2 protein-coding genes and 1 pseudogene are annotated in these 2,902 nt (G+C 38.1%); 2 read left to right on the forward strand and 1 reads right to left on the reverse strand.

Annotated elements, in window-relative coordinates; all coding sequences use genetic code 11:
• Together FGQ53_RS11435 and FGQ53_RS11440 are read left to right on the forward strand one after the other, a co-directional pair.
• Positions 1-244 (forward strand): transposase (locus FGQ53_RS11435; protein WP_171019146.1); only part of this gene is annotated, 244 nt, incomplete at its 5' end.
• An 18-nt stretch (positions 245-262) separates the two neighbouring features.
• A pseudogene (locus FGQ53_RS11440) lies at positions 263-1,217 on the forward strand (IS630 family transposase); the annotation flags it as partial.
• Positions 1,218-1,331: 114 nt separating this feature from the next.
• On the opposite strand, the gene FGQ53_RS11445 reads toward FGQ53_RS11440, so the two are convergent.
• Positions 1,332-2,902 (reverse strand): pneumococcal-type histidine triad protein (locus FGQ53_RS11445; protein ID WP_138338882.1); only part of this gene is annotated, 1,571 nt, incomplete at its 5' end.

The following is a 2,902-nucleotide window of genomic DNA, read 5'->3' on the forward strand; positions in this document are numbered from 1 at the left end:
CACCTGGCACAAGTCTCAGGCTTTGGAGTTGCCAGAAAATATCACGTGTACATTTATTCCTCCCTACACTCCAGAAATGAATCCCATTGAGCAAGTTTGGGCAGAGATACGAAAGCGTGGATTCAAAAACAAGGCCTTCAAATCTTTAGAAGAAGTCATTTTGAAGCTAGAAACAGTGATTCAAAATTTGGAAAAAGAATGCCTGAGGAAGATTGTTCACAGAAAATGGATTTGTCCAGAATAGATTTTTGATGAGTATTATTTTCGCTCAAAAGAAAAGAGTTATAAGGAAATCATGGATCTGCTAGATTGCAATAAAACAACTGTTTGGAGGAATTTGAAAAAATATAAGGAGTTTGGTTTAGAAGCTCTTCTTCAAGAGACACGTGGTGGACGTCATAGAGAATATATGACTTATGAAGAAGAACAAGCATTTCTAAAACGTCATATAGAAGCTGCTCAGGCTGGGGAATTTGTAACTGTCAATCAATTATTTCAAGCCTATCAAAAAGAGATTGGTCGCACTTCCACACGTGATGGTTTCTATTGTCTCCTGAAACTCCATGGTTGGCGAAAAGTCATCCCAAGACCAGAACATCCACAAAAAGCAGACGCTCAGACAATTGAGACGTCTAAAAATAAAATCTACATTCGAGACCTTAAGTAAGCGCTTTAAAGAGGAGAGGGCTTATAACAAAGTACGCTTGATGTACCAAGATGAAGCTGGTTTCGGAAGAATCAGTAAGATGAGTTCTTGTTGGGCTCCTCAAGGAATCCGACCTAGCATTCCTAGTCATTATATGCGAGAATATCGCTATTGTTATGGGGCAGTAGATGCTCAGACAGGAGATTCCTTCTTTCTTATTGCTGGAGGATGCAATACTGAGTGGATGAATGAATTTCTACGGCAAGTCTCACAAGCTTATCCAGATGACTATATTTTACTTGTCATGGATAATGCTATATGGCATAAATCAAGTACCTTAGAGATTCCAAGTAATATTGAGTTAGCTTTTATTCCACCTTACACACCAGAAATGAACCCTATTGAACAAGTCTGGAAAGAAATTAGAAAACGAGGTTTTAAAAATAAGGCTTTCCAAACATTGGAAGCCGTCATTGATAAGCTTCAAGAAGTTATTCAAGGATTGGAAAAAAGTGTTTTAAAGTCCACTGTCAGCAGACAATGGACAAAGTTGCTTTTTGGAAACAATTGAGTATTATTTAGCCTGAACCTTACTTACGGAGCGAGACAAATAAAAGCCAGTATTGCTACTGACTCTTACATCATTTTAAATTAACAAGATAAAATTATGCTTCTGGTTTCGTCGTTACTGATTACTACCTTTTAACAAAGCAAGTAATTTTTCTGCTTCTTCCATGATACCATTATTATCCATTGTCTGAAGGTTCAAATTATTTCGTAAACCAGATAGGCTCTCTGTCACATTGTCTTTCAAACCAACATCCGTTACTTTATCAAGTAAAGCTTCTACTTCTTTGAGTTTGGCTTCTACTTTTTCAGTCTCTACTTGAGGTACTTCAGCTTCGTCTGTTGTATCGTTAGCAACTCCCTCTGTCTCGTCTTCATTAGTGCTCGGTTTATAAAGATTATCTACTGAAGGGTTTAAACCTGCGTGATTCTCTTTTTCATCAGATTCAGGGCTAGTCGGCTCACTTACTTCATCATGTTCCTTATCTTCATCAGGTTTACTGTCTTCTACTTTATTTTTACGAACATGGTCGCTGGCATTTCCCCAACCATTATCTGAGTGAGGACGTTCGTTTGGATGTTCAACATAATATTTTACAGTCGCAAAAAGATCCTCCAAGCTATAACCCTTAGGTGCCTCATATAGTCCTTCGTCAAACCAAGCAAATTTAATGTTATGGTAATGATCATAATGAGGTATAATCAAGCTACCGTTTTTAACTTCAACAGTATGTTGGAGATTGTAAGGCATGTGATCAAGTGGAACTTTCTTAGCTGCCTTCACTTTATTATAGATTGCTTCTACTCCTTTAACCTCAGTATTTCCTGACACCTGATGATCGGTTGAAGGAGGCGTCAAACCTTTCTCTTTAGCATAAGCCTGAGCTGCTACTCTTTCAGCTTCAGACAAACTTTCTTTCTTGATCCAATGACTATGAGTCATATGCGGAGTTACATAGGCATCGCCTTCATCGCTAGTTATATCACGAGGATCAAAGATATAGCCATCTTCTGTTGTATACTTACCTGCTAATTTCGCTAATTTAATTTCATCGTCCGTATAAGCAATTTGAGCATTTGGTTTGCCAAGTCGCTCTGGATGGGTAATTGGTGCTAGGAAGGTAAGAATATCATCAACTAACTTGACTTTATCACTTGAGACATCATTAAGACGTTCCAAAAGTGTATCCAAAGTTTCAAAATCAGCTTGGCGACCTTTATTAGAAATCAAATTTTTATGAACTCTTGCTAGTAAATCATAAACCTTGTTGTAAAATTCTTGCTCACTAGAAGGGATTGTGCTTTTCTTAGCTCCTAACACATGAGACAAACTTTCTTGTTTGGCAAGTTTATTATCAATGGCTACAACAGTTTCTGCTGAAAGTTCCTTAGTAGAGATATAACGCGAGGTTCCATTCTCTTCAAAGACATAACCGTCAGCTACCTTTCGAACTGCCTGTTTCACCAATTTTCTATCAATTGGATTACTTGGAGCTGGTTGAGGGTTTGGGGTAGGTTGCGGACTTGGTACTGGGGTAGGCTCTAGAGCAGGAATTGGATTTGATTTCGATGGCAACCAGTGACTTGAACTATAATGAAGTGAAATCATTCTTGCAATCTTCTGCTCTAAATCAGACATTTGTGAATAAGGAATAAAGTGATAATGGTCTCCGTGAGGCACTGCAACAC

This window comes from Streptococcus mitis (assembly GCF_005844455.1).
Classification (GTDB): domain Bacteria; phylum Bacillota; class Bacilli; order Lactobacillales; family Streptococcaceae; genus Streptococcus; species Streptococcus mitis_BF.